The sequence below is a fragment of the Burkholderia sp. Bp8984 genome, from assembly GCF_003853755.1.
Lineage (GTDB): Bacteria > Pseudomonadota > Gammaproteobacteria > Burkholderiales > Burkholderiaceae > Burkholderia.
Window position 1 is genome coordinate 186,553 of record NZ_QTQN01000008.1, and the last position, 26,249, is coordinate 212,801.

Genomic DNA, 26,249 nt, shown 5'->3' on the forward strand with positions numbered 1-26,249 from the left:
GTGCAGACAAGCCGGCGTTACTCGTAGTTGCTGAAGCGGGACATCGGCGGCGGCGCGGACGGCAGCGGCGTATAGCCCGGCACCCCGGCGCGGAATGCGGCCACGAGACCGTTGTCGACGCTCGACAGCCCCTTCAACGTCAGCTGCATCATGAAGCGCGTCGACGAATTCTGCTGCCCCGACGTGTTCACGCCGTTCGCGTACCGCTGGACCCCGACTCCGAGCGCCCAGCAATCCGCGTCGTATTGTAAGCCGAGCAGACCGTCGACGACCCGGTCGGCGGCCAGGTCGTAGTTGAAGCGGCCGATCGCATACAGGCGGCGCGTGAGCGGCCACTGCGCGGACACCAGGAACTGGTTGATCGGTTGGTTGTCGAGCGTCGTGTTCGCACGCGTGTAGCGGTAGCCGACGTTGATCACGCGGCGCTCGCCCGGGCTGAAACCGAAACCGATGCTCGACTTCACGAGCTGGTTGTTGTTCTGGTTGTACTGGAACGCCGTCTCCGACATGAAGCCTGAGCCGAGTTTCAGCGCGGCGCCGACGATCAGGTCGGAGTGGCGCGCCAGCACGGCGCTCTGGCCGGAGTTCAGCGTCACGCGCTGGTCGGCGAAATAGTACTGCTGCGCGACCACGAAGCGCGCGCGCTCGTCGCCGGTGCGCGGATCGATGAAGCGCGACGTCAGGCCGGCCGTGATCCGGTTCGCATCGGCGATCCGGTCGTTGCCGACGAACGTGTTCGGCTGGTAGATCTCCGCGAGGCCGAAGTCCGATTCCGCGGTGTCGAACAGCGGCGCGTTCGACTGGTCGCGATACGGCGTGTACACGTAGTACAGGCGCGGCTCGAGGGTCTGGATGAAGTCCTGGCCGAACAGGCGCACCGAGCGGTCGAAGATCAGGCCCGAGTCGAAGCTCACGGTCGGGATCGACTCGGTGAAGTGCTTCGGGCTGTTCGGCGTGCTCGACGACAGGTGGTTCAGGTCGTACGACGCGAAGTGGTACTGGACCTTCGGCACGGCGAAGTAGCCGGGGCCGTACACACCGTACGCGATATACGGGTTGAAGACGATCCGGTCGCCTTCGGTCATGTCGGCGGTCGTGATGCGGAACCGCGAATAGTCGGCTTCGGCGCCGAAGTCGAAGCCGCCGACGTTGTACTTCGTGTACTTCACGTTCAACTGCGGCTCGCGGCTGTACGGCGCGATCGACGGCGGCAGCGTCTGCCAGTGCTGGTAGCGCGCGAGCACCGACCACGGGCCGTTGTTGTACGTGAGGCCGGCTTCCTGCTGGTACAGCGTCTGCGTCCCGTTGATGAACTGGTTCATCGACCCAAGGTCTTCGGGATACGTGTTGTCCGAGACCTTGTTGTAGTAGACGTAGCCGCCGAAACCGCCGCCGAAGTTCTGCTGGTGCTGCCAGTAGATCGCGTAGCGGTTGCGGTGCGCGAGCCGGTCATCCGGCAGGTAATTGGCCGTAAACGTGCCCGAATACGACGGCGACAGGTAGCGGAACGTCGCTTCGGTCTGCACGCCGCGCCGCGAGATGATGCGCGGCGTGATCGTCAGGTCGCGGTTCGGCGCGATGTTGAAGTAGTACGGCAGCGACAGTTCGAACCCGTTGTTCGAGTTCATCGAGAACGTCGGCGGCAAGAGGCCGCTGCGCCGCTCGCCCGACAGCGGGAACGTCATCCACGGGCTCGCGAAGATCGGCACGCCCTGGAAGAACAGCACGCCGTTGCGCGCGGTGCCTTCGTCGGCGCCGGTATCGAAGTCGAAGCGGCTGCCCTTGATGTACCACGCGGGGTTCGTCGAGCACTGGCACGCGGTGTAGGTGCCGTTGACGAACACCGAGCGCTCGCTGTCGAGCAGGTCGACGCGCTCCGCGCTGCCGGAGCCGCCCGTCACGTTGAAGTGGTACTTCGGCGCCGTCATGAAGCCCTGGTTCGCCTCGACCTTCAGATGCGCCTCGGGGCCCGCGAACGACGTGCCGCCGTTGACCACCTTGACCTGGCCGTACGCGTCGGCCATGTCGGTATCCTGATCGTAGTGGAGCGCGTCGGCCTTCACGACCGCGTCGCCGCGGCGCAGCTCGGCCGAGCCCTTCGCGGCGAGGTCCTGATCGGCCGTGCCGCTCGTATGATCGGCAATCACGAAGGTGGCCGGCTTCGCGCCGTCCTTCAGCGGATGATCCTCGAGCTGCGGGGCGAGACGCAGGTCCCACGGCGAGTCGAGCGGCTGCGGCTGCGCGGCCGCGCCCGACAGCTGCGCGTGCGACACGGCCGGCACGAGGCCGGGCACGGCCAGGAGCGCGAGCGCGAGCCGCCGTTTGCGCGGCGCCCCGTCACCGGGGAAGACATTCGGGAATAGCGGTTTGGGCGGCATCTATCGTTTGGCGAATCGCCCCTTGTCAACCGCAGCTGCACGGCACATTCGCGCGCGGCGGGCCGCACCGTCGCACCGCGACTGCGGCTGAGCGCAAACCGGGGAGGCGATTGGGCGGACGGCGCGACAGGCGGCGGGCCTGCACGGCGGAAGCTGACGCGGGGCGCGTCAAAAAAGTCGTGGGGTATTATATGGCAAGACGTTCCCCCCTCCGCCGAGTTTCATGACGCCCCCATCCGCCGCATCCCAGCCCGACGCCCGCCTCGAAGCCCTGACCGCGTGGCTGCGCCCGCTCGCCGAGCGCTTCGCCCTCGACCTGACGACCCTCGCGCCCGCGTCGTCGGACGCCAGTTTCCGCCGCTATTTCCGTGTCGCGTCGGCCACGAGCCCCGGCGGCTCGCTGGTCGCGGTCGACGCGCCGCCGCCCGAGAAGTGCCGCGAATTCGCCCAGGTCGCGCAGCTGCTCGCCGCGGCCGGCGACCACGTGCCGGACGTGCTGGCCCACGATTTCGACGCCGGCTTCATGCTCGTGACCGACCTCGGCCGCACGTCGTACATCTCGGTGCTCGATCCGGCCGACCCGGTCGCCGCCCGCCCGCTGATGCGCGATGCGCTCGACGCGCTGGTCCGCTTCCAGCTCAGCTCGAAGCCGGACGTGCTGCCGCCGTTCGACGAGGCGTTCCTGCGCCGCGAGATGGAGCTGCTGCCCGAGTGGTTCGTCGGCCGCCATCTCGGCAAGCCGGTCACCGATGCGATGCGCGGCACGCTCGACCGTACCTTCGCACTGCTGGTCGCGAGCGCCCATGCGCAGCCGCAGGGCTTCATGCTGCGCGATTTCATGCCGCGCAACCTGATGGTGTGCGCGCCGAACCCGGGCGTGCTCGACTTCCAGGACGCCGTGTACGGGCCGCTGACGTACGACGTCGTGTCGCTGTTGCGCGACGCGTTCATCAGCTGGGACGAGGAGTTCGAGCTCGACTGCTTCGCGTACTACTGGGAAAAGGCGAAGAAGGCCGGCCTGCCGGTCGATCCGGACTTCGGCGAGTTCTACCGCCAGCTCGAATGGATGGGGCTGCAGCGCCACATCAAGATCCTGGGGCTGTTCGCGCGCATCAACTACCGCGACGGCAAGCCGCACTACCTGAACGACCTGCCGCGCTTCCTGAATTACGCGCGCAAGGTCGCGCTGCGCTACCGCCCGCTCGTGCCGTTCGCGAAGCTGCTCGACGAACTCGAGGGCAAGGGCGCGGCCGACGTCGGCTATACGTTCTGACCGCCCTCACCGTCCTTCCCCTCAGCCGAACATGAGCACTACCCTGACCACGGCGATGATCTTCGCCGCCGGCCGCGGCGACCGGATGCGCCCGCTGACCGATACCCGCCCGAAACCGCTGCTCGAAGCCGGCGGCAAGCCGCTGATCGTCTGGCAGATCGAGGCGCTCGCGCGTGCGGGCATCGAGACGATCGTGATCAACCACGCGTGGCTCGGCGAACAGCTCGAGGCAACGCTCGGCGACGGTTCGCGCTGGGGCGTGCGGCTCGCGTACTCGGCCGAAGGCGACGCGCTGGAAACCGCCGGCGGGATCGCGCAGGCGCTGCCGCTCATCGAGCGCGACGGCCGGCCGACGGTGTTCGCGGCGGTCGCGGGCGACGTGTACTGCGCGTTCGACTACCGGACGCTCGCGCCGCGCGCCGCGCAGATGGCCGCGCTCGATGCGCCCGCGATGCATCTCGTGATGGTGCCGAACCCGCCGTTCCATCCGGACGGCGATTTCGTGCTCCGCGACGACGGCCGGCTGGCGCTCGCCGGCGCGCCGCGCGTCACGTTCGGCAGCATCGGCGTGTACGACACGCGGATGTTCCGCGACATCGTGCCCGGCACGCACCGGCCGCTCACGCCCTACTTCAAGGCGACCATCGAGGCCGGCCGCGCGAGCGGCGAATTGTATGAAGGAATCTGGGAGAACGTCGGCACGCCCGCCCAGCTCGGCGAACTCGACGCGCGGCTGCGCGCCGCCGCGGGCTGATCGTTTCGCGGCTGACCGCGCCCGGGCCACCCGGCGCGGCAGCCACGCTCACGCGGCCTCGGCTGCTTCCCCGCCCGCCGCCGCGCGCTGCTGCTGCAGCGCCCACATCTGCGCATACAGCCCGTCCGCGCGCACGAGTTCGTCGTGCGTGCCGCGCTCGACGATCCGCCCGTGGTCCATCACGAGAATCTGCTGCGCGTGCACGACCGTCGACAGCCGGTGCGCGATCACGAGCGTCGTGCGATGCCGCGCGATCTGGTCGAGCTCGTGCTGGATCGCGCGCTCCGAGCGCGAATCGAGCGCCGACGTCGCCTCGTCGAACAGCAGCACCGGCGGATCCTTCAGCAGCGTGCGCGCGATCGCGACGCGTTGCTTCTCACCGCCCGACAGTTTCAGCCCGCGCTCGCCGACCGGCGTGTCATAGCCCTTCGGCAAGGTCTCGATGAAGTCGTGGATGTGCGCGGCGCGCGCGGCCGCGATCACTTCGTCGCGGCTCGCGGTCGGCCGGCCGTACGCGATGTTGTAGTAGATCGAGTCGTTGAACAGCACGGTGTCCTGCGGCACGATCCCGATCGACGCGCGCAGCGAGTCCTGCGTGACGTCGCGAATGTCCTGGCCGTCGATCCGGATCGCGCCGCCCGCCTGCCGGTCGAGATCGTAGAAGCGGAACAGCAGCCGCGACAGCGTCGACTTGCCGGACCCGCTGTGGCCGACCACCGCGGTCGTCGTGCCCGCGTCGATCGTAAACGTCACGTCGTGCAGGATCTGCCGCGACGCTTCGTACGAGAAGTTCACGTGCTCGAAGCGCACCTGCGCGCCGGCCACCGCAAGCGGCCTCGCGTCGGGCGCATCCGCGACTTCCTTCGCGGCCGACAGCAACCCGAACATCCGGTCCATGTCGGTGAGGCTCTGCTTCAGCTCGCGATACACGACGCCGAGAAAATTCAGCGGAATGTAGAGCTGCAGCATGAACGTGTTGATCAGCACGAGATCGCCGAGCGTCAGCTTGCCGGCCAGCACGCCCTGCGTCGCGCGCCACAGGATGAACACGAGCCCGGTGCCGATGATCGCCTGCTGGCCGAAGTTCAGCACCGACAACGAGTTCTGCGAACGGATCGCGGCCTTGCGGTAACGCTTCAGGTTCTCGTCGTAGCGCTGCGCCTCCCACTCCTCGTTGCCGAAGTACTTCACCGTCTCGTAGTTGATCAGCGAATCGATCGCCCGCGAGTTCGCGCGCGAATCGAGCTCGTTCATCGTGCGGCGAAAGTGCGTGCGCCAGTTGGTGACCTTCACGGTGAACACGATGTACGTGACCAGCGCCGCGAACGTCACGTACGCGTAATACGCCTCGTACTTGACCACGAAGAAGCCGAGCACGAGCCCGACCTCGACGAGCGTCGGCAGGATGCTGTACAGCGAATAGGAAATCAGTTGCTGGATGCCGCGCGTGCCGCGCTCGATGTCGCGCGACATGCCGCCCGTCTGGCGTTCGAGATGGAAGCGCAGCGACAGCCCGTGCAGATGCCGGAACACCTGCAGCGCGAGCTGGCGCACCGCGCTCTCGGTGACCTTCGAGAACAGGATCTCGCGCAGCTCGGTGAACAGCGACGTCGACAGCCGCACGAGCGCATAGGCGATGACCAGCAAACCGACGCCGCCGGCGAGCACGATGCCGGCCGACTGCTCCGCGCGGCCGAGCGCGGTGAGCTGCTGCACGGCGGACAGGTGATCGACGATGCGCTTCATCACGACCGGCACGCCGAGGTTCGCGACCTTCGCGCCGATCAGGCAGCCGAGCGCGAGCGCGACGCGCCATTTGTAGGTAGCGAGGTACGGCAGCAGCGACCGGATGGTCTGCCAGTCGTTGCGGGGCCCGGTCGGAGCCGGCGCGGGCTCGCCGGAAGCGGAATATCGGCGCATGGGGATCAGGATCGGCGGCGGTGCCGGACGCGTGCCACGGCGGCCGACTCGCCCGCTTTCTCGTACAATTTGCGAACGTTGTATTGTCGCAGAAGCCGCTACGCGCCGCTGCCGGCGCCCTCGCCGGCCGGCCTGCGCGCGGCGGCGCATTTATTACAGGATGAAAGCCCCCGCCATGACCGATTCGACCCTCGAACTCCCGCAAAAGCAGCCCGCGCTGCGCGTCGTCCCGCAACCGCACGACGCGAACGTCCACGGCGACGTGTTCGGCGGCTGGATCATGTCGCAGGTCGACATCGCCGGCTCGATCCCCGCGAGCCAGCGCGCGAACGGCCGCGTCGCGACGGTCGCGGTCAATTCGTTCGTATTCAAGCAGCCGGTGTTCGTCGGCGACCTGCTGAGCTTCTACGCGACCATCATGCGCACCGGCAACACGTCGATCACGGTCGACGTCGAGGTGTACGCGCAGCGCATGCGCCTGATGGGCGAAATCGTGAAGGTCACCGAAGCGACGCTCACCTACGTCGCGACCGGCCCCGACCGCAAGCCGCGTCAGCTGCCGCCGCTGTAACGACGCATGCGCGCCGCGCGGCGGCGCCGCATGCGGCCCGTCAGTGCGTGGCCGTCAGCCCGAACTCCCGCATCGCGGGCACGAAGTCGTGATTGAGCTTCGGCTTGCGCGACAGCTTCACCAGCACGTAGCGCTGGAACGGCGCGAGCCGCTGCCACTGCGCGAGCGCGGGCGCCGGCAGCCCGGCCAGCGCGCTCTGCTGCACGAGCGCGTCCGGCACCGAGTCGGTCGCGCGCCAGCTCGGCTGCTCGTCCGGCTGAAACCACGACGGTTCGAGGTCGGCATGCGTGCGCAGCATTTCGAACAGCGCGTGATCGAAATTGGGCTCGATCGCGGTGTCGTCGTCGGCCGGAAAGCGCGCGAGCAGCTTGCGGTCCTCGAGCGGCAGCAGTTGCCACTGCTCCAGCGAAATCCGCAGACCGAAACGGTCGAGATTGAAACGCACGATCATCGGGATGTAAGTGAGGTTTTCCGACGAATCGTGTTCGAAATTGAATAGCAGCGGAGCGTCGCTGAGTCCCATGGTCGTTACCTGAGTGGCGGATGCCGGCGCGGCCGGCCTGCCTGAGGTATTTTAGAACCTCTGCGCGCGAGCGGCGGACCCGATCGCCGCCGCCCCTGCCTCGAATCAACGGGAGTGCTCGTGAATCCGACCGAAACAGAAGAGCCGCGCGGCGCGATCGAGCTGTCCGTGCGCCGCACGCGCGGCGGCGCTGTCGAAACCGCGCACGACTACGTCGGCCAGGAATGGCCGGTCGCGCTGGTCTTCAACGGCATCTCGCACGCGGTGATGATGTGCACGCCGCGCGACCTCGAGGCGTTCGCGGTCGGCTTCGCGATCTCGGAAGGGATCGTCGAGCGCGGCAGCGACATCAAGGACATCGACGTGATCCTGCACGCCGACGCGCCGCTGCCGCACGCGGAGGTGCATCTGGAAGTCGTCCAGCAGGCGTTCGCCGCGCTGAAGGACCGGCGCCGCGCGCTCGCGGGGCGTACCGGCTGCGGCGTGTGCGGCATCGAAAGCATCGACCTGCTCGACCTCGCGCCCGAACGCGTACCCGACACCGGTTTTCTCACGCGCCTCGCGCCCGACGCGCTCGCGCGCGCGGCCCACGGGCTGCCGGCGCACCAGGCGCTCACGCAGCTCACCGGCGGCCTGCATGCGGCCGCGTGGTGCGACGCAACAGGCGCGATCCGAATGGCGTTCGAGGACGTCGGCCGCCACAACGCGCTCGACAAGCTGATCGGCGCGCTCGTGCTGGCGCGCGCCGACGCGACCGACGGCTTCGTGTTCCTGTCGAGCCGCGCGAGCTACGAGCTCGTGCGCAAGTCGGCGCGGGTCGGCATTCCGATGGTCGCGACGATCTCCGCGCCGTCGTCGCTCGCGATCGAGATCGCAAAGGCGGCCGGCCTGCGGCTCGTCAGCTTCTGCCGCGAAACCGGCCACGTCGATTACGGCACCGCCTGAGCGGTCGCAGCGGGCGCGTTGCCCGCGGCTTCGGGAACCGCCCCCTGCCGCGCGCCCGCCGCGGCCGGCGCGCGCACCTCGGGCGCCGCCTCGCTCGTCACGTTTCCGCGATAGTCGGTCCAGAGCTTGCGGTCGGTGTCATAGAGCTTGCAGCGGCGGGCCGTGTCGAAGTACCAGCGCCAGCCGAAGCGCTGCACGACGATCCGCCCGGGCAGCATGTCCTCCAGCTTCGCCTGCGCCGGCTTGAGCCGGTACAGCGGCACGCTCATGTCGACGTGATGCGCCGTGTGCTCCATGATGTGGTGCAGCAGGCCGCCGATACCGAACGGAAACGTCAGGTGCAGCGTGGTCGACACGAACGGTGCAGCATTGGACCATTCGGCGCGGTTCGCGTGCCATGCGATGCGCGGGTCGGTATGGTGGACATACACGACGAAGCCGATCATCGAGCACCAGAACAGGAACGGCACGAGCACGCCGGTCGCGAGCAGCAGCGCGACGGATTGCTGCGTCTCGATCGCCACCCCGACGACGGCGGCGATCCACACGGCCGCGAAGCCCGTCACCAGCAGGCAGTCGCGCCGGAATACCGGCCGCGACGCACCGATATAGCCCCGGGTCGGGAAATACATCCGCAGCCACCAGATCTCGACGAGATAGTAGAGGCCCGGCGCCCATCCGCTCCGGTAGATGCGATCCAGCCACCGCCGCGCCGGCGACAGCGCGGCGAATTCCGCCGGCGTATGCGGCGCCCACACGAAATCGAAGCCCTTCAGGTTCGTATAGCCGTGATGCACGACGTTGTGCCCGACTTCCCACAGGCTGTAAGGCGTCAGCGACGGCAGGAAGGCGATGCGGCCGAGCCAGCGGTTCAGCCGGCGGTCGGGCGTCAGGCTCTGATGGCACGCATCGTGCCCGATGATGAACAGTCGCCCGGTGATGAACCCGGCGGCCATTCCGCAGGCGATCTTGCCGAGCGTCGACGGAATCAGCAGCGCGCCGGCGAACGCCGCGAACAGCAACAGGTAGTCGAGCACGAGCAGCAGGATCGGGCGCACGATCTCGCGCGTGGCGAACGGCACGAGCCATGCGCGGATGACCTTGCGGTGCGGGATCGGCTCGTCGGCGCGAACCGGTGTCTGGGAATCGTTGTTGACCATGATGCAGAAAGGCATGCGATTCGCACGCCCGAAAGAAAAGGAGCCGTGCGGCACGCACGGCGCAGCGGGACGGGACGAACCGCGCCCCGGGCCGGTTATCGCGACATCATGTTCATGCTGACGTTGTGCATCACCCACAGCGTCCCGACGATCAGGATCAGCGCGGTCAGCACCGTATAGCTGAACGCCATCACGTTCCAGCGCTGGCTGGACGACGCGTTCATGTGCAGGAAGCAGACGAGATGCACGACGATCTGCACGAATGCGAGCCCCGCGAGCGCGATGATCGCCGCCTTCGGCGCCAGCATGCCGCCCATCACGAGGCCGAACGACGCGGCCGTCAGCAGCACCGACAGCACGAAACCGACGAGGTAGCCGCCGGCCGTGCCGTGCGCGTCATCGTGGTGGATGAGTTCCGAATGGGCCATTTAGATCACGCTCGCGAGATAGACGAAGGAGAACACGCAGATCCAGACGATGTCGAGGAAGTGCCAGAAGAGGCTCAGGCAGGTGAGGCGCCGGACGTCGCGCTCCGTCATGCCGGGGCCGCGGGCGATCTGCACGACGAGCACGACCATCCACAAGAGGCCGACCGCCACGTGCAGCCCGTGCGTGCCGACGAGCGCGAAGAACGCCGACAGGAATGCGCTGCGCTGCGGGCCCGCACCCTGGGCGATCAGGTGCGAGAACTCGCGCAGTTCCATCGCGAGGAACGCGGCGCCCAGCACGAACGTCACCGCGAGCCACACGAACACCGCGCCGCGCCGGCGGCGCTGCGCGCCGAGCATCGCGAACCCGTACGTGATGCTCGACAGCAGCAGCGCCGCCGTCTCGAGCGCGACACCCGGAATGTCGAACAGGTCCTTCGCGGTCGGACCGCCGGCGAACTGGTTGCCGAGCACCGCGAACGTCGCGAACAGCGACGCGAAGATCACGCAGTCGGTCATCAGGTACAGCCAGAAGCCGAACACCGAATGCGACGGCGGATGGTGGTGCGCGGCCGGATGACGGGCGGCGCCCGCGAGAGATTGATACGACATCAGTTCGTCTCCAGTTCGACTTCCGGCGCCGGCGTGCCGATCCGCACGCCCGCGCGTTGTTCCTCGATCTTGCGGACGGTATCCGCCGGAATGTAATAGCCGTCGTTGTCCTGTGCGCTGTACAGCACCACCGTCGCGACGATGCCGACGAGCGCGGCGATCGCGAGCCACCAGATGTGCCAGACGAGCGCGAAGCCGAGCAGCAGGCTGAAGATGCCGACGAAGAAGCCCGCGCTCGTGTTCGACGGCATGTGGATGTCTTCGTACCTGACGTTCTTGCCGAGGCCGAGCCCGAGGCCCTTCGCCTTGCGATACGCGAGTTCGTCGAGTTCGTGCACGTTCGGGAGCACCGCGAAGTTGTAGACGGCAGGCGGCGACGACGTCGCCCATTCGAGCGTGCGGCCGTTCCACGGGTCGCCCGTCGCGTCGCGATACTGCGGCTGGTTGCGATTGCGCCAGCCGACCCACACCGATGCGACCTGGCACAGTACGCCGATCGCGATCAGCGCGACGCCGAACGCGGCGGCGACCAGCCACGGATGCCATGCCGGGTTGTCGTAGTGGTTCAGGCGGCGCGTCATGCCCATGAAGCCGAGCACGTACAGCGGCACGAACGACGCGTAGAAGCCGAGGAACCAGCACCAGAACGCGCGCTTGCCGAACTTCTCGTCGAGCCGGAAGCCGAACACCTTCGGGAACCAGTAGTGAACGCCCGCGAAGTAGCCGAACACGACGCCGCCGATGATCGCGTTGTGGAAGTGCGCGATCAGGAACAGGCTGTTGTGCAGCACGAAATCCGCGCCCGGAATCGCCATCATCACGCCGGTCATCCCGCCGAGCGTGAACGTGACCATGAAACCGATCGTCCACAGCACCGGCGCCGTGAATTCGATGCGGCCGCGATACATCGTGAACAGCCAGTTGAAGATCTTCACGCCGGTCGGGATCGCGATGACCATCGTCATGATCCCGAAAAACGCGTTGACGTCGGCCCCCGAGCCCATCGTGAAGAAGTGATGCAGCCACACGAGGAACGCGAGCACCATGATCACGCAGGATGCATAGACCATCGTCCGGTAGCCGAACAGCGGCTTCTTCGCGAACGTCGCAATGACTTCCGAATAGATGCCGAACGCGGGCAGCACGAGGATGTATACCTCCGGATGCCCCCACGCCCAGATCAGGTTCAGGTACAGCATCGCGTTGCCGCCGGCTTCGTTGGTGAAGAAATGCATGTCGAGGTAGCGATCGAGGCCGAGCAGCGCGAGCGCGACGGTCAGGATCGGGAACGTCGCCATGATCAGCACGTTCGAGCAGAGCGCGGTCCACGTGAACACCGGCATCTTCATCAGCGTCATGCCCGGCGCGCGCATCTTGATGATCGTCACGAAGAAGTTGATCGACGTGATCAGCGTCCCGACGCCCGAGATCTGCAGCGCCCACAGGTAGTAGTCGACCCCGACGCCCGGGCTGAACTGCAGCTCCGACAGCGGCGGATACGCGAGCCAGCCCGTCTGCGCGAATTCGCCGATCACGAGCGAAACGTTCATCAGGATCGCGGCGACCGCCGTCATCCAGAAGGAGAGCGAGTTCAGGAACGGGAACGCGACGTCGCGCGCGCCGATCTGCAGCGGCACGATCAGGTTGAAGAACGCGACCAGCAGCGCCATCGCCATGAAGAAGATCATGATCACGCCGTGCGCGGTGAAGACCTGGTCGTAGTGATGCGGCGGCAGGTAGCCGGGGCCGTTGTACGCGAGCGCGAGCTGCAGGCGCATCATCACGGCGTCCGCGAAGCCGCGCAGCAGCATCAGCACCGCGACGACCAGGTACATCACGCCGATCTTCTTGTGATCGACGGACGTCAGCCATTCGCTCCACAGCCATTTCCACCGGCCCGCGACCGTCAGCGCGGCGACGATGCCCAGCACGACGAGCCCCATGAAGGCGCTCGCCCCCATGATGATGGGCTGATCGAACGGGATCGCCGAAAGAGTCAGTTTTCCGAACATGCGTTACCCCTTCGTCGTGCAGGCGGCGTCCTTCGGGTCGAGGACGTGGCCGTTGTTGTATTTCGCGATGATGTTGTGGAACAGCTTCGGGTCGACCGACGAGAAATAGCGCACGGGCGCCTTCTCGCCCGGCTGCGCGACCGTGGCGTACGCGGTCATGTCGAGCCGGTCGGACGACGCCTTCACCTTCCGCACCCACGCATCGAACTGCTCGCGCGGCTCGGCGAGCGTGCGGAACTTCATGTCGGAGAAGCCGCGGCCGCTGTAGTTGGCGGACACGCCTGCGTAGTCGCCCGCCTCGTCGGCGATCAGGTGCAGGCGCGTCTGCATGCCGGCCATCGCATAGACCTGGCTGCCAAGCTGCGGGATGAAGAACGAGTTCATCACCGAGTCGGACGTGATGCGGAAATTCACCGGCGTGCCGACCGGAATCGCGAGCTGGTTCACCGACGCGATGCCGAGTTCCGGATAGATGAACAGCCACTTCCAGTCGAGCGCGACGACCTCGACATTGATCGGCTTGACCGACGATTCGATCGGCTTGTACGGGTCGAGCTCGTGCGTCGTCCGCCACGTGAGCACGCCGAGGAACAGGATGATCAGCGTCGGCACCGTCCAGATCACGACCTCGATCGCGGTCGAATGCGACCAGTTCGGCGCGTAGGCGGCGTTGCGGTTCGATGCGCGGTAGCGCCATGCGAACCACAGCGTGAGCAGGATCACCGGAATGACGACGATCAGCATCGCCCACGTCGCGGTCGCGATCAGCGATTTTTCCGCGACGCCCACCGCGCCCTTCGGATCGAGCACGTGAAGGTCGCTGCATCCGGCGAGTCCAGCCAGCAGCCCGATGACGGGTGCCGCACGCGCCCCGCCGGTGATTCGTCCGATCATTGTTCGTTCGCCTGATTGTCGTTGAGAAGAACCGCTGGCCGCACGCCGCCATCGCGCGACGCATCCGGCCGCGGCGACCTGTGCGCGAACTGTACGGAAAATTGCCGCAGTGCAACTTGACGGGGGACAAGGTTTGCCGAGGTGAGTCGGAACTGCCCGGAGGGGTGGGCGCTGGGGCTAGGCTAGGCTAGGCTAGGCTGGGCTGGGCTGGGCTGGGCTGGGCTGGGCTGGGCTGGGCTGGGCTGGGCTGAGGCTGAGGCTGAGGCTGAGGCTGGGGCTGAGGGCTGGCGATGGCCTGCGGCAAAACGGTCACAGGGCCTTCCCTCAAGCGTCGCGGATAGCAGGCACTAACGGGACGGAAAGCATGACGGCGCTGCGCCGCAACATGAGGGGCGCCGGCGCGAATTGCGAGGCTGTCTCGGCGGCGGAACTGCAGCGGATGCGGGGAACGAGGAACACCACGCGAATGCATGGCGATTCAGAATCGAGCCGACCCGCCGATTGATGCGTCGGCCACGAGGACCAAACGCACGCCACGCGACGAGCGACGAGCGGCGCACAGACGCAAGCGTTGTCGCGCCAGACGGCCAAGGCGTCCGGCGCAGCGAAGCGTCTGCGCCCCGTATCAGTCGAACTGACGGAAATCCGGCTTGCGCTTCTCGAAGAACGCCGTCATCGCCTCGCGCGCTTCCGGCGCACGCAGCATCGCGGAGAAATGGCCGGCTTCCTCGCTCATCCGCGCGGCCACGGCCACCCCGCCCGTCTCCTTCAGCAGCGCCTTCGTCACGCGCAGCGACGACGCCGGCAGTGCCGCGAGCTTCGCGGCCTGCTTCGCAGCGAATGCGTCGAGTTCGGCGGCCGGCAGCACGCGATTGACGATGCCGATGCGATGCGCTTCCAGCGCGTCGAACGCTTCTCCGAGCAGCAGCTTTTCAGCGGCGACCTGATGGCCGGCCAGCCGCGGCAGCAGCACGCTCGATGCGGCTTCCGGGCACAGCCCGAGCTGCGCGAACGGCAGCGAGAACGTCGCGGTGTCGGCCGCGTAGACGAGATCGCAGTGCAGCAGCATCGTCACGCCGACGCCGACCGCGACGCCCGGCACCGCGGCCACGATCGGCTTGGTCGCGCCGCTGATCCGCGCGAGGAACTGGAATACCGACGCGTTCTCGTCCTTCGGCGGCGTCTTCAGGAAATCCTCGAGATCGTTCCCCGCGCTGAAGTTGCCGTCGCTGCCGCGCAGCAGGATCACGCGGATCGCCTTGTCTTCCTGCGCGTCGGCGAGCGCATCGGCCATCGTCTGGTACATCGCCGCCGTCAGCGCGTTCTTCTTCGCCGGGCGCGCGATCGTGATCGTCAGCACGCCGTCGGCGCGTTCCACTTGAATTTCGGCCACAACCGTCTCCTTTGACTTTCCTCTTCCGGAATGAAAAACGGTGCGCAAGCTCGTGGCTCGCGCACCGTGATCGCTACTGTCCCGCTCCGCTTACAGGCGTTCGATGATGCCCGCCGCACCCATGCCGGTGCCGACGCACATCGTGACCATCCCGTACTTCAGGTTGCGGCGGCGCAGGCCGTGCACGACGGTCGCCGCGCGGATCGCGCCGGTCGCGCCGAGCGGATGGCCGAGCGCGATCGCGCCGCCGACCGGGTTGACCTTCGACGGGTCGAGGCCGAGATCGCGGATCACCGCCAGCGACTGCGCGGCGAATGCCTCGTTCAGCTCGATCCAGTCGAGATCGTCCTGCTTCAGGCCGGCGGCCTTCAGCGCGGCCGGAATCGCTTCCTTCGGCCCGATGCCCATGATTTCCGGCGGCACGCCGCGCACCGCGAAGCTCACGAAGCGCGCGAGCGGCGTCAGGTTGAATTCCTTCAGCACCTTCTCCGACACGACGAGCAGCGCGCCCGCGCCGTCCGACGTCTGCGAGCTGTTGCCGGCCGTGACCGAGCCCTTGTTCGCGAACACCGTGCGCAGCTTCGCGAGGCCTTCGAGCGTCGTATCCGCGCGCGGACCTTCGTCCAGCTTGATCTCGCGCGTCTTCACGTCGATTTCACCGGTCGCGAGGTTCGGGAAACGCTCGGTGATCGTGTACGCGGCGATTTCGTCGCCGAACTCGCCGGCCTGCTGCGCGGCGAGCGCCTTGCGGTGCGATTCGACCGAGAATGCGTCCTGGTCTTCGCGGCTCACCTTCCACTGCTCGGCGACGCGCTCGGCGGTCAGGCCCATCCCGTACGCAATGCCGAAATCCTCGCTGCGATCGAAGATATGCGGCGACATCGACGGCTTGTTGCCCATCATCGGCACCATGCTCATCGATTCGCAGCCGCCCGCGAAGATCGCGTCCGATTCGCCGACGCGGATGCGGTCCGCCGCCATCGCCAGCGCCGTGATGCCCGACGCGCAGAAGCGGTTGACCGTCACGCCGCCGACCGTCTGCGGCAGGCCGGCGAGCAGCGCGCCCATGCGGGCGACGTTCAGGCCCTGCTCGGCTTCCGGGATCGCGCAGCCGATGATCGCGTCCTCGATCACTTTCGTGTCGAGGCCGGGCACCTGCGCGACTGCCGACTTGATCGCGTGAACCAGCAGCTCGTCGGGGCGCGTGTTCTTGAAGACACCGCGCGGGGCCTTGCCGATCGGGGTGCGGCTGGCGGCGACGATGTATGCGTCTTGCAGTTGTTTGCTCATTTCAGACTCCTTGTCGTCTGCTCGCTCAGTTACGCACCGGCTTGCCGGTCTGCAACATGCCCATGATCCGTTCCTGCGTCTTCTGCGTGCCGAGCAGCTCGACGAACGCGCGGCGCTCGAGCGCGAGCAGCCACTCTTCGTCGACGAGGCTGCCGGCTTCGACGTCGCCGCCGCACACGGCTTCGGCGATGCGGCTCGCGATCAGGTAGTCGTGGTCGCTGATGAAGCGGCCGTCACGCATGTTGACGAGCGATGCCTTGATCGTCGCGATCGCCGAGCGGCCTGCGACCGGCACGTCCTTCGCGCGCAGCGGTGCGCGGTAGCCGACGGCGGCCAGCGCACGCGCTTCCTTCTTCGCGGCGTCGAGCAGTTCGAACACGTTGAAGACGATCGTGTCGGACGGCTTCAGGTAGCCCATCGCACGCGCATCGTGCGCCGACGACGACACCTTCGCCATCGCCGCGTTCTCGAACGACTTCGTGACGAACTTCAGGATGTCGGTAGTCGCGTTCGCGGCCGTGGCCGCCTCCGCCGCGCGCAGCGCCGCTTCCTTCAGGCCGCCGCCCGCGGGCACGAGGCCGACGCCCACTTCGACGAGACCGATGTAGCTCTCGACGTGCACGACGCGCTTCGCGCTGTGCAGCATCAGCTCGCAGCCGCCGCCGAGCGCGATGCCCGATACGGCCGCGACGACCGGCACGTTCGCGTACTTCACGCGCAGCATGCCTTCCTGGAACTTCTTCACGAACGGCTCGATACCCTTCGCGCCGCCCATCATGAACGCGGGCATCGCCTCTTCGAGGTTCGCGCCGGCCGAGAACGGGCCGCCCGGCGTGCCGAGCTTCAGCGACGTCGGCTGCCAGATCACCACGCCCTTGTAATCCTTCTCCGCGAGTTCGATCGCCTGCACGAGGCCGTCGATCACGCTCGGCCCGATCGTGTTCATCTTCGACTTGAACGACACGATCACGACGTCGTCCTCGCCTGCGCGATCATCGACCCATGCGCGCACCGCGTCGGTTTCGAACAGCGTCTTGCCGTACGTCTTCGGATCGGCGCCGGCTTCGCCGACGAGCGGCGCGCGGAACACCTGCTTGCCGTAGACGGCCAGGTCCGAGCGCGGCACGAAGCGCTTCGACGCCGGCGCCCACGAGCCTTCGGCCGTGTGCACGCCGCCCTTCTCTGCAACCGCGCCTTCGAGCACCCACGACGGCAGCGGCACGTTCGCGAGCGCCTTGCCGGCCGCGATGTCTTCCTGCACCCACTCGGCGACCTGCTTCCAGCCGGCGGCCTGCCAGCCTTCGAACGGGCCTTCGTTCCAGCCGAAGCCCCAGCGGATCGCGAGGTCGACGTCGCGCGCGTTGTCGGCGATCGACTCGAGATGCACGCCGATGTAGTGGAACACGTCGCGGAAGATCGACCACAGGAACTGCGCATGCGGATGGTCCGTCTCGCGCAGCAGCTTCAGGCGTTCCGCCGGCGGGCGCTTCAGGATGCGGCCGACGGTCTCGTCCGCCTTCGCGCCCGAATCCACGTAGGTGCCCGTCTTCGCGTCGAGCACCTTGATCGCCTTGCCTTCCTTCTTGTAGAAACCGCCGCCCGTCTTCTGGCCGAGCGCGCCCTGCTTCACCAGTTCGGCGAGCACGGCGGGCGTCTGGTAGACCGGGAAGAACGGATCGTCGGCGAGGTTGTCCTGCATCGTCTTGATCACGTGCGCCATCGTGTCGAGGCCGACCACGTCCGCGGTGCGGAACGTCGCCGACTTCGCGCGGCCGAGGCGGCTGCCCGTCAGGTCGTCGACCTCGTCGAAACGCAGGCCGAACTTCGCGGCCTCGGTGATCACCGCGAGGATCGAGAAGATGCCGACGCGGTTCGCGATGAAGTTCGGCGTGTCCTTCGCGCGCACGACGCCCTTGCCGACGATGCTCGTCAGGAAGGTTTCGAGCTGGTCGAGGATCTCCGGGCGCGTGTGCGCGGTCGGGATCAGCTCGACGAGGTGCATGTAGCGCGGCGGGTTGAAGAAGTGCACGCCGCAGAAGCGCGACTTCAGCTCGTCCGAGAATCCTTCGGACAGCTTGGTGATCGACAGGCCCGACGTGTTGGTCGCGAAGATCGCGTTCGGTGCGATGTGCGGCGCGACCTTCTTGTACAGGTCGTGCTTCCAGTCCATCCGCTCGGCGATCGCTTCGATCACGACGTCGCACTCGGCGAGCTTCGCGATGTCGTCCTCGTAGTTCGCGGCTTCGAGGTATTTCGCGTCGTCCTTCACGCCGAACGGCGCGGGCGACAGCTTCTTCAGGTTCTCGATCGCCTTCAGCGCGATCGCGTTCTTCGGGCCTTCCTTGGCCGGCAGGTCGAACAGCAGCACCGGCACGCGCGCGTTGACGAGGTGCGCGGCGATCTGCGCGCCCATCACGCCGGCGCCCAGCACGGCGACCTTGCGAATCAGGAAATTGCTCACGGGATGTCTCCGGATAGTGTCGTGCAGCGGGGGTTGTGAGGGCTGCACGGCGAAGTGAGTACCAGGAACCGTTGCGTTCGGGCGGTGCGCGGCGCGCACCGCCCGGACTCGCGTCAGAACAGCGATTCGTCGACTTCCATCAGCGTCTTCGAACCGGCGCGCGCGGCGCGGATCGTCGCGGCCGTTTCGGGCAGCAGACGCGCGAAATAGAAGCGGGCCGTCGCGAGCTTCGACTTGTAGAACGGGTCGCCCGACGCTTCCTTGTCGAGCGCGAGACGCGCCATGCGCGCCCAGAAGTACGAGAACACCAGGTGGCCGACGGTGCGCAGGTACGGCACGGCGGCGGCGCCGACTTCGTCCGGGTTCTGCATCGCCTTCATGCCGATTTCCATCGTCAGCTTCTGCACCTTGTCGCCAATGTCGGCGAGCGGGTTGATGAACTCGGCCATCTCCGGCTTCACGCCTTCGGCTTCCGCGAATTCGGTGACGAGCTTGCCGAACTTCTTCAGCTTCGCGCCCATGTCGCCGAGCACCTTGCGGCCCAGCAGGTCGAGCGACTGGATCGAGTTCGTGCCTTCGTAGATCATGTTGATCCGCGCGTCGCGCACGTACTGCTCCATGCCCCACTCGGAGATGAAGCCGTGGCCGCCGTAGATCTGCATCGCGTGGTTGGTCGACTCGAACGCGTTGTCGGTCAGGAACGCCTTGATGATCGGCGTGAGCAGCGCGACGAGGTCGGCCGCTTCCTTGCGCACCGCTTCGTCACCGTGCGACAGCTCCTTGTCGATCTGCAGCGCGGACCAGTACGTGAACGCGCGCGCGCCTTCCGCGTAGGCCTTCTGCGTGAGCAGCATGCGGCGCACGTCCGGGTGCACGATGATCGGATCGGCCGGCTTGTCCGGTGCCTTCGGGCCCGTCAGCGAGCGCATCTGCAGGCGTTCCTTCGCGTACGTCAGCGAGTTCTGGTACGCGACTTCCGTGAGGCCCAGGCCCTGCATGCCGACGCCCAGACGCGCGGCGTTCATCATCACGAACATCGCGTTCAAGCCCTTGTTCGGCTCGCCGACCATCCAGCCCTTCGCGTTGTCGAGGTTCATCACGCACGTCGAGTTGCCGTGGATGCCCATCTTGTGTTCGATCGAGCCGCACTTGATGCCGTTGCGCTCGCCCGGCTCGCCCGCGGCGTCCGGAATGAACTTCGGCACGATGAACAGCGAGATCCCCTTCGTGCCTTGCGGCGCGTCCGGCAGGCGCGCGAGCACGAGGTGGACGATGTTCTTCGACATGTCGTGCTCGCCGCTCGAGATGAAGATCTTCGTGCCGCTGATCGAGTACGAGCCGTCGCCGTTCGGTTCGGCCTTGGTGCGCAGGATGCCGAGGTCGGTGCCGCAGTGCGGCTCGGTCAGGCACATCGTGCCCGTCCATTCGCCCGACACGAGCTTCGGCAGATACTGTTTCTGGAGTTCCGGCGCGCCGTGCGCGTGCAGGCATTCGTACGCGCCGTGCGACAGGCCCGGATACATCGTCCATGCCTGGTTCGCCGAGTTCAGCATTTCGTAGAGCGCGTTGTTCACGAACGCGGGCAGGCCCTGGCCGCCGTAGTCCGGATCGCAGCCGAGCGCCGGCCAGCCGGCCTCGACGTACTGCCGATACGCTTCCTTGAAGCCGGTCGGGGTCTTCACGACGCCGTCGCCTTCATACGTGCAGCCTTCGCGGTCGCCGACCTGGTTCAGCGGGAACAGTACCTCGGAGCAGAACTTGCCCGCCTCCTCGAGGACCTGGTTGATCGTGTCGGCGTCGAGGTCCGCATGCCGCGGCATTTGCTTGACCTCGGCCTCGACATTCAGAAGCTCGTGCAACACGAATTGCATGTCGCGCAGCGGCGCGGCGTACTGTCCCATGACTCTCTCCAAAGGTGGGCAAACGGCTCGAGCTCCTGGCGGGCGGATCACGCGCCGCTAACGGCTCTCGCTCTGATACGAAACGATCGTCTTTTCCAGCGCGGCCCATGTGAGGCGCACGGCATCCGGCGAATGCAGGAATCGTGCGTCGTGATGCAGGCCGAGCGTGAAGCTGTACAGCTCGAAGAGCATCAGGTCCGGATCGGTATCCGCACGCAGATGGCCTTCTTCCTTCGCCTGCGAAATGGCACGCAGCATCGCGGCACGCCAGGCCGTCACGCTCGCGATCAACTGCTCGCGTACCGGGCTGTCAGGCCGGTCGTCGTACTCGACCGCACCGCTGATGTAGATGCATCCGGTCGTCACCTCCTGGATGCGCTTCTCCGTCCAGCGGGCCAGCATCGCCCGAAGGCGCGGCAAGCCTCGCGGCTCGCGCAGGCTCGGAAAGAACACCTCGTTCTCGAAACGATGGTGATACTCGCGGACGACCTCGACCTGCAGGTCCTCGCGCGATCCGAAGTGCGCGAACACACCGCTCTTGCTCATCTGCATGCGCTCGGCCAGCAGGCCGATCGTCAGCCCCTCCAGCCCGTCACGGCTGGCGAGGTCCAAAGCAGCTTCGAGTATCGCGGCACGCGTCTGTTCGCCTTTTCGCATAGCTATTTCTGTAACCGTTCGGGGGTTCGAATAAAATCGAACGGCCGTACTATTATTGAGTGCGGCCGCTCGCGAAAACAAGGAAATTATTAGAAACCGGTGTCTAACCGAGCCGCTATTTTGCGCGATTCCGGAGGACCGGAGCGGCTTTTCCGCACGAACGTGCGGACAGATTGATGAAGCGGATGCTGAATCCGTGTCAGTCGTAACCGCCGACCGTCAGCGCCTTCATCACGAGGCGGTACGTGTTGTATGCGAGCCAGTTCAGCATACGCTCGATGCGCGGCCGTGCGGCGTACCGGGCGGCATCGATTTCGCGGCCTTCGGAGAAGGCGGCCGCGATCGCGTCGCGCAGCTGGTTCGTGACCGCATCGTAGCGCACCAGCACGACGTTCGCCTCATTGTTCAGCATCAGGCTCAGCGCGTCCAGGTTCGACGAGCCGACGGTCGCCCAGTTGTCGTCGATCACGGCCACCTTGCCGTGCAGCATCGTCTTGTCGTATTCCGCCACGCGCACGCCCGCGCGCAGCAGCGCGTGATACAGGAACGGCACGGCCGTATCGAGCGCCGCGAATTCCTTGCGGCCGATCAGGATCCGCACGTCGACGCCGCGACGTGCCGCGCCGGTCAGCGCGCGGCGCAGCTTGCGGCCCGGCATGAAGTACGGATTCGCGAGCAGGATCCGCTGGCGCGCCTGGCCAATCGCGGCGAGATACGCCTTCTCGATCGCGCGGCGGTTCACGACGTTGTCGCGCGCGACGAACGCGACGCTCGGCTCGGTCACGACCCGCAGCGCACCGGCCTTGATCCAGCGGTGGCTGCGCATCCAGCGCCGGAACATGTCCGGAAACGCCTCGCCGCCGTGCAGCCCCGCCGCGTACTGCGCGTACGGCTTGTGGCCGAACTGGATCCGGTGCCACTGCAGCTCGAACGCGGCGCGCACGTCCGACACCGCCGGCCCCGCCATCTCGACCGCGAAATCCCAGCGCGGAAACGGCAGCGTTGCGCTGCCCTGCGTGAAGTCGTCGACGATGTTGATGCCGCCGCAGAACGCGACCGCATGATCGATCACCGCGAGCTTGCGGTGCGTGCGCGAGAAGCCGAAGCGGCCGAACAGGTAGCGGTTGTAGATGCAATGCTCGACGCCGGCCTCGGCCCACGTGTCGAACAGCGGCAGGCGCGCGGTGCCGATGCCGTCGGTGATCACGCGCACGCGCACGCCGCGCTGCGCCGCGCGGATCAGCGCATCCGACACCGGCCGGCCGGCCGCATCGTCGCAGAAGATGTAGGTTTCGAGCATCACCTGCTCGCGCGCCGCATCGATCCGTTCGATCAGCGCGAGGAAGAATTCGTTGCCGGTCTCGCAGAGCCGTACCGTGTTGCCGGCCGTGAACGCGAGCCGCGACGCGGAGCCGCGCTCCTGCAGGAACATCTGCCGCAATTGCGCGAAGCGCTTGCGGGTTTCCGCATTCATGCGGACGAGCCGTGCGGTGCCCGCGCGAGCGACACGCGCACGGGCAATTGCAGGATCGCCTCGGCATTCGACGGCGAGAAGCAGCGCGCGGCCGCTTCGCGGAACGGCAGCCACGCGTAGTCGACGTGCTCGCGCGGCGACAGCGTCACGTCGACGCGATGCGGCACGCACAGGCCGAACCAGTGCTCGACGTTGCGCGTGACGCCCGGCGCATAGCGATGCAGGTATTGCGGATAGATCGCGTATTCGATCCGGTGGTGCCAATCGACCAGCGCGGTGGCCGGCACGTCGTGCGACCCGACCGCGATGCCGGTTTCCTCGGCGACTTCGCGTGCGGCCGTGAGCGCGAGCGGCTCGTCGGGCGCGTCCTTCGAGCCGGTCACCGATTGCCAGAAATCGGGCTGGTCGGCACGCTTGATCACCAGCACGTCGAGTTCGGGCGTGTAGATCACGACGAGAACGGATTCGGGGATTTTCGGCGGCTTCGTCATCTTGGTTTCATGCGGCACAGGGCCGTGCGTCCGGCCTGTGCCCGAACGTGCGGCAAGTGCTGCGACTGTACCGCAAAAAGCGAAAAAGGCGCACCAGGCGCCTTCTTCGTTGGGCGTCGTGCGCGCGTCGCCGCGCACACGATCGTTGACAAGCGTTACGCCTTCGGCTGTTCCGGCTGACGCAGACGGATGTGCAGTTCGCGCAGCTGACGCTCGTCGACCGGGCTCGGCGCCTGCGTGAGCAGATCCTGCGCACGCTGCGTCTTCGGGAACGCGATCACGTCGCGGATCGAGTCGGCACCGGCCATCATCGTGACGATGCGGTCGAGACCGAACGCGATACCGCCGTGCGGCGGCGCGCCGTACTGCAGCGCGTCGAGCAGGAAGCCGAACTTCAGTTGCGCTTCCTCCGCGCCGATCTTCAGCGCGCGAAACACCTTGCTCTGCACTTCCTCGCGGTGGATACGCACCGAGCCGCCGCCGATTTCCCAGCCGTTCAGCACCATGTCGTAGGCCTTCGCGAGGCAACGGCCCGGGTCGGTCTCGAGGTACTCGAGGTGTTCGTCCTTCGGGCTGGTGAACGGGTGGTGTGCCGCGACGTAGCGCGCGTCTTCGTCGTCGTATTCGAACATCGGGAAGTCGACGACCCACAGCGGCTTCCAGCCGGCCTGGACGAGACCGTTCGCCTTGCCGAATTCCGAGTGGCCGATCTTCAGGCGCAGCGCGCCGAGGCTGTCGTTGACGACCTTCGCGCGGTCGGCCGCGAAGAAGATGATGTCGCCGTCTTCAGCGCCGGTGCGCTCGAGGATCGCCGCGATCGAGGCGTCGTGCAGGTTCTTGACGATCGGGCTTTGCAGGCCGTCGCGGCCCTTCGCCTTTTCGTTGACCTTGATCCACGCGAGGCCCTTCGCGCCGTAGATGCGCACGAATTCCGTGTAGCCGTCGATGTCGCCGCGCGACAGCTCGCCGCCCTTCGGCACGCGCAGCGCCGCGACACGGCCGTCCTTCGCGTTGGCCGGCGTGCTGAACACCTTGAAGTCGACGTCCTTCATCGCGTCGGTCAGCTCGGTGAATTCGAGCTGCACGCGCAGGTCCGGCTTGTCCGAGCCGAAACGCGCCATCGCTTCCGAGTACGGCATCACCGGGAATTTCGCGTCGAGTTCGACGTCGATCGTCGTCTTGAAGATGTGACGGATCATGTCTTCGAACAGGTCACGGATTTCCTGCTCGCCGAGGAACGACGTTTCGCAGTCGATCTGCGTGAATTCCGGCTGACGATCGGCGCGGAGGTCCTCGTCGCGGAAGCACTTGGTGATCTGGTAGTAACGGTCGAAGTTCGCGACCATCAGCAGCTGCTTGAACAGCTGCGGCGACTGCGGCAGCGCGAAGAACTGGCCCGCGTTCACGCGCGACGGCACGAGGTAGTCGCGCGCGCCTTCCGGCGTGCTCTTCGTCAGCATCGGCGTTTCGATGTCGATGAAGCCCTGCTCGTCGAGGTACTTGCGCGCTTCGATCGCGACACGGTAGCGCAGGCGCAGGTTGTGCTGCATCTGCGGACGGCGCAGGTCGAGCACGCGGTGCGTGAGGCGCGTCGTTTCCGACAGGTTGTCGTCGTCGAGCTGGAACGGCGGCGTGACCGACGCGTTCAGCACGATCAGCTCGTGGCACAGCACTTCGATCTTGCCGCTCTTCAGGCCGGCGTTGACCGTGCCTTCCGGACGGTTGCGCACGAGACCCTTGATCTGCACGCAGAACTCGTTGCGCACGCCTTCGGCGGTCGCGAACATTTCAGCGCGATCGGGATCGCACACCACCTGCACGAGGCCTTCACGATCGCGCAGGTCGATGAAGATCACACCGCCGTGATCGCGGCGGCGCTGCACCCAGCCGCACAGCGACACGGTTTGGCCCAGCAGGTGTTCGGTCACGAGACCGCAGTATTCAGTACGCATCGACATGATGTTTGCTTTCGTTCGGTTTGATCAACGGGCGCCGCAACGCGCGGCCCGGGCGATGATTCTTTACTTACAGCGGCGGCTCGACGGGACGGCGGGCGGGCGCCGGAGCCGGCGCCGAAGGCGCCACGACGCCCATCGAGACGATGTACTTGAGCGCGGCATCGACCGACATGTCGAGTTCGATGACTTCGCTCTTCGGCAGCATCAGGAAGAAGCCCGACGTCGGGTTCGGCGTCGTGGGCACGTACACGCTCACGTACTCTTCCGTCAGATGGTTGACCACGTCGCCGCCGGGCGCGCCGGTCAGAAACGCGATCGTATACGAGCCGCGGCGCGGGTATTCGATCAGGAGCGCCTTGCGGAACGCATTGCCGCTGCTCGACAGCAGCGTGTCCGACACCTGCTTGACGCTCGTGTAGATCGGCCCGACGACCGGGATGTGACGCACGACCGCGTTCCACCACGTGACGAGCTTCTGGCCGATGAAGTTCTGCGTCGCCAGCCCGACGACGAAGATGAACGCGAGCGTCAGCACCGCGCCGATCCCCGGCAGATGGAAGCCGAGCATCCGCTCCGGCTGCCACGATTCGGGCAGGAGCAGCAGCGTCTGATCCATCGTACCGATGATGAGGCCGAGCACCCACAGCGTGATCGCGAGCGGGACGAGAACCAGCAGGCCGGTCAGAAACACCGTTTTCAGGGTCGTCTTTTTCATCATCTGCCGTCAATGAACCGCGCCGGAAGCGCGGGTTGGTCGCGACCCGGCCGGGCCGCGACGGTCAACTGCCGGCGGCGGGCGCTGCGGCCGGGGCCGGCGCGGCGCTCGTCGTCGTACTTTCGGAACCCGACGCAGCGGGCGCGGCTGCCGCCGGCGCCGCGGCGGCCGGTGCTGCCGTGCCCGTGTCGCCGGACGCCGTCGCCGGCGCGCTGGTGCCGCCCGAGCCACCGCGGAAATCGGTGACATACCAGCCCGAGCCCTTCAGCTGGAAGCCGGCGGCGGTAACCTGCTTGCGAAAAGCATCCTTCCCGCATTCGGGGCACTGCGACAGCGGCGCGTCGCTCATCTTCTGGAGCACGTCCTTCGCGAAACCGCACGCTTCGCATCGATAGGCGTAGATCGGCATGATATTTTTCCCGCAGAAACTGGAAACGGC

General features: G+C 66.7%; 22 protein-coding genes. 4 read left to right on the forward strand and 18 right to left on the reverse strand.

Going from position 1 to position 26,249, the window contains the following annotated elements; all coding sequences use genetic code 11:
• Positions 1–17 precede the first annotated feature (17 nt).
• Entirely contained in the window at positions 18–2,378 is a 2,361-nt protein-coding gene (locus DID98_RS11395) for an LPS-assembly protein LptD (RefSeq protein ID WP_124570707.1), read from the reverse strand.
• A gap of 223 nt (positions 2,379–2,601) precedes the next feature.
• On the opposite strand from DID98_RS11395, the gene DID98_RS11400 reads away from it, so the two are divergent.
• Entirely contained in the window at positions 2,602–3,651 is a 1,050-nt protein-coding gene (locus DID98_RS11400; RefSeq protein ID WP_124570708.1) for an aminoglycoside phosphotransferase family protein, read from the forward strand.
• Between the two features lie 31 nt (positions 3,652–3,682).
• Positions 3,683–4,405: an N-acetylmuramate alpha-1-phosphate uridylyltransferase MurU gene (murU, locus tag DID98_RS11405; protein WP_124488615.1), complete on the forward strand. Its 723-nt coding sequence runs from the start codon at positions 3,683–3,685 to the stop codon at positions 4,403–4,405.
• A gap of 48 nt (positions 4,406–4,453) precedes the next feature.
• On the opposite strand, the gene DID98_RS11410 is transcribed toward murU, so the two are convergent.
• Positions 4,454–6,325 (reverse strand): ABC transporter ATP-binding protein/permease, encoded by a 1,872-nt coding sequence (locus DID98_RS11410; protein WP_044846820.1) that lies wholly within the window; start codon positions 6,323–6,325, stop codon positions 4,454–4,456.
• Between the two features lie 175 nt (positions 6,326–6,500).
• On the opposite strand from DID98_RS11410, the gene DID98_RS11420 reads away from it, so the two are divergent.
• On the forward strand, positions 6,501–6,896 hold the full coding sequence (locus DID98_RS11420) for an acyl-CoA thioesterase (protein WP_027789162.1): 396 nt from the start codon (positions 6,501–6,503) through the stop codon (positions 6,894–6,896).
• A gap of 40 nt (positions 6,897–6,936) precedes the next feature.
• On the opposite strand, the gene DID98_RS11425 is transcribed toward DID98_RS11420, so the two are convergent.
• On the reverse strand, positions 6,937–7,419 hold the full coding sequence (locus tag DID98_RS11425; protein WP_044846821.1) for a nitrate reductase associated protein: 483 nt from the start codon (positions 7,417–7,419) through the stop codon (positions 6,937–6,939).
• A gap of 114 nt (positions 7,420–7,533) precedes the next feature.
• Here DID98_RS11425 and fdhD point away from each other — a divergent pair, with 114 nt between their 5' ends.
• Positions 7,534–8,364 (forward strand): formate dehydrogenase accessory sulfurtransferase FdhD, encoded by an 831-nt coding sequence (gene fdhD / locus DID98_RS11430; RefSeq protein WP_124488613.1) that lies wholly within the window; start codon positions 7,534–7,536, stop codon positions 8,362–8,364.
• On the opposite strand, the gene DID98_RS11435 is transcribed toward fdhD, so the two are convergent.
• The 15 genes from DID98_RS11435 to DID98_RS11510 all read right to left on the reverse strand — a co-directional run bounded on the left by DID98_RS11435 (position 8,349) and on the right by DID98_RS11510 (position 26,219).
• Positions 8,349–9,524, reverse strand: a complete 1,176-nt coding sequence (locus DID98_RS11435; RefSeq protein ID WP_124570719.1) for a fatty acid desaturase — start codon at positions 9,522–9,524, stop codon at positions 8,349–8,351. The genes fdhD and DID98_RS11435 overlap by 16 nt on opposite strands.
• 95 nt (positions 9,525–9,619) lie before the next feature.
• Entirely contained in the window at positions 9,620–9,952 is a 333-nt protein-coding gene (gene cyoD / locus DID98_RS11440) for a cytochrome o ubiquinol oxidase subunit IV (protein WP_124488612.1), read from the reverse strand.
• Positions 9,953–10,564 (reverse strand): cytochrome o ubiquinol oxidase subunit III, encoded by a 612-nt coding sequence (gene cyoC, locus DID98_RS11445; protein ID WP_124570709.1) that lies wholly within the window; start codon positions 10,562–10,564, stop codon positions 9,953–9,955. It abuts the gene before it with no gap.
• Positions 10,564–12,576 carry a cytochrome o ubiquinol oxidase subunit I gene (gene cyoB / locus DID98_RS11450; protein ID WP_124488610.1) on the reverse strand — a complete coding sequence of 671 codons (2,013 nt, stop codon included), beginning with the start codon at positions 12,574–12,576 and terminating at the stop codon, positions 10,564–10,566. Before cyoB ends, cyoC begins: the two co-directional genes overlap by 1 nt.
• A gap of 3 nt (positions 12,577–12,579) precedes the next feature.
• Positions 12,580–13,470 (reverse strand): ubiquinol oxidase subunit II, encoded by an 891-nt coding sequence (gene cyoA / locus DID98_RS11455; protein ID WP_124570710.1) that lies wholly within the window; start codon positions 13,468–13,470, stop codon positions 12,580–12,582.
• A 625-nt stretch (positions 13,471–14,095) separates the two neighbouring features.
• Positions 14,096–14,863 carry an enoyl-CoA hydratase gene (locus DID98_RS11465; protein WP_044846827.1) on the reverse strand — a complete coding sequence of 256 codons (768 nt, stop codon included), beginning with the start codon at positions 14,861–14,863 and terminating at the stop codon, positions 14,096–14,098.
• Between the two features lie 90 nt (positions 14,864–14,953).
• Positions 14,954–16,153, reverse strand: coding sequence for an acetyl-CoA C-acyltransferase (locus tag DID98_RS11470; protein ID WP_044846828.1), 1,200 nt, complete (start codon positions 16,151–16,153; stop codon positions 14,954–14,956).
• Positions 16,154–16,178: 25 nt separating this feature from the next.
• On the reverse strand, positions 16,179–18,614 hold the full coding sequence (locus DID98_RS11475; RefSeq protein WP_124570711.1) for a 3-hydroxyacyl-CoA dehydrogenase/enoyl-CoA hydratase family protein: 2,436 nt from the start codon (positions 18,612–18,614) through the stop codon (positions 16,179–16,181).
• Positions 18,615–18,727: 113 nt separating this feature from the next.
• Positions 18,728–20,515, reverse strand: coding sequence for an acyl-CoA dehydrogenase C-terminal domain-containing protein (locus tag DID98_RS11480; RefSeq protein WP_044846830.1), 1,788 nt, complete (start codon positions 20,513–20,515; stop codon positions 18,728–18,730).
• Positions 20,516–20,572: 57 nt separating this feature from the next.
• On the reverse strand, positions 20,573–21,172 hold the full coding sequence (locus tag DID98_RS11485; RefSeq protein WP_006751498.1) for a TetR/AcrR family transcriptional regulator: 600 nt from the start codon (positions 21,170–21,172) through the stop codon (positions 20,573–20,575).
• 199 nt (positions 21,173–21,371) lie between these two features.
• Positions 21,372–22,646, reverse strand: a complete 1,275-nt coding sequence (gene clsB, locus DID98_RS11490) for a cardiolipin synthase ClsB (RefSeq protein ID WP_044846831.1) — start codon at positions 22,644–22,646, stop codon at positions 21,372–21,374.
• On the reverse strand, positions 22,643–23,137 hold the full coding sequence (gene nudB, locus DID98_RS11495) for a dihydroneopterin triphosphate diphosphatase (RefSeq protein ID WP_044846843.1): 495 nt from the start codon (positions 23,135–23,137) through the stop codon (positions 22,643–22,645). The genes clsB and nudB overlap by 4 nt, the downstream gene beginning before the upstream one ends.
• 155 nt (positions 23,138–23,292) lie before the next feature.
• Entirely contained in the window at positions 23,293–25,095 is a 1,803-nt protein-coding gene (gene aspS, locus DID98_RS11500) for an aspartate--tRNA ligase (RefSeq protein WP_044846832.1), read from the reverse strand.
• A 67-nt stretch (positions 25,096–25,162) separates the two neighbouring features.
• Positions 25,163–25,813, reverse strand: a complete 651-nt coding sequence (locus tag DID98_RS11505) for a DUF502 domain-containing protein (protein WP_027785397.1) — start codon at positions 25,811–25,813, stop codon at positions 25,163–25,165.
• Positions 25,814–25,874: 61 nt separating this feature from the next.
• Positions 25,875–26,219 (reverse strand): FmdB family zinc ribbon protein, encoded by a 345-nt coding sequence (locus DID98_RS11510; RefSeq protein ID WP_044846833.1) that lies wholly within the window; start codon positions 26,217–26,219, stop codon positions 25,875–25,877.
• Between the last annotated feature and the right edge of the window lie 30 nt (positions 26,220–26,249).